The organism is Streptomyces graminilatus, from assembly GCF_001418565.1.
Taxonomy (GTDB): Bacteria; Actinomycetota; Actinomycetes; order Streptomycetales; family Streptomycetaceae; genus Streptomyces; species Streptomyces graminilatus.
In genome coordinates this window covers 1-1,084 of the sequence record NZ_LIQQ01000856.1, presented here as the reverse complement: position 1 = coordinate 1,084, position 1,084 = coordinate 1, and the positions used below count along the sequence as shown (strand labels likewise).

Sequence of the window (1,084 nt, the reverse complement as noted above, 5' to 3'; positions counted from 1 at the left end):
GTATCAGAGACAGGGCCAGGGGCCGGAGGCCAGGGCCCGGGGGCCGGAGGCCAGGGGCCCGAAGGCCGGAGGCCACCTCACCCCCGCACCGCCACCCGCACCCACTCCACAACCGACGCCGTGGTCGCTCCAGGGCTGAAGATCTCCGCGACCCCCTTCTCCTTCAGCACCGCGATGTCCGCTTCGGGGATGCTCCCGCCGCCGAAGACCGTGATGTCGGCCGCGTCGCGCTCCCGCAGGAGATCGATCACGGCCGCGAGGAGCGTGTCGGGGGCGTCGGAGGGGACGGACAGTCCGATCGCGTCGGCGTCCTCCTGGATCGCGGTGGCGACGATCTGCTCGGGGGTCTGATGGAGACCGGTGTAGATGACCTCCATCCCGGCGTCACGCAGCGCCAACGCGATCACCTCGGCCCCGCGGTCACGACCGTCGAGTCCCGGCTTCGCCACCACCACGCGGATCGGACCGGCGGCCACACCCATCGCTGCCTCCCTGAGTGAACGAACGTTATGTCGAGCATCCCGCAACCGGCAGTTTCGCGACCGGCACCGAGGGGGAAATCACACGGTGGGACACGTTCACCGCGCACCGGTGGGACCGGAGCAAGGGGAGCCGCATCGAGGTCGCCGCACCACCGCGTCGCGAGCCGCGCGCCGCGAGGGTACGGGTGGAGTCGGAGATGGCACGAAGGGCAGCAGGGGCACGACAGCGGGGAGCTTCGTCGCCAGCCGGAAAGGAGCTTCGCCACCCCCTAGGCGTCACACACGCCGCACGCCTCACTCGTGCACCACCGCCGACACCACCACCGGCCGTCCTCGTCGCGACCCCTCACGAGGGCACACGGGGGACAGGGAAGTCCTCCCGAGTGCCGACAGGAGGTCGGCCATGAAGGTCATCCGGGCAGTTCTGCCCCTGCTTCCGTTCTGTCAGCGCGTCCTGCCGAGCAGGCTGACTGGCCTGTCCGTCACCCTCCTCAAGGCGACCGCCCTGGAAATGGCGATCCTGGCCGGCCATCTGCTCCTCTATCCCTCAGGCATCGCCCAGGAACGCCGGGCCCCCACCTCCGAGCCCGACCCCGCCGCAC

The 1,084-nt window shown here is 70.7% G+C and carries 1 protein-coding gene and 1 pseudogene; one reads left to right on the top strand and one right to left on the bottom strand.

Features of this window, described 5'->3' with window-relative positions:
* Window positions 1–77: 77 nt before the first annotated feature.
* Window positions 78–482 (bottom strand): coenzyme B12-dependent isobutyryl CoA mutase small subunit, encoded by a 405-nt coding sequence (locus tag AOK08_RS42260; RefSeq protein ID WP_055535912.1) that lies wholly within the window; start codon window positions 480–482, stop codon window positions 78–80.
* A 403-nt stretch (window positions 483–885) separates the two neighbouring features.
* Between AOK08_RS42260 and AOK08_RS42255 the strand changes: the two are divergent.
* A pseudogene (locus AOK08_RS42255) lies at window positions 886–1,084 on the top strand (lipase); the annotation flags it as partial.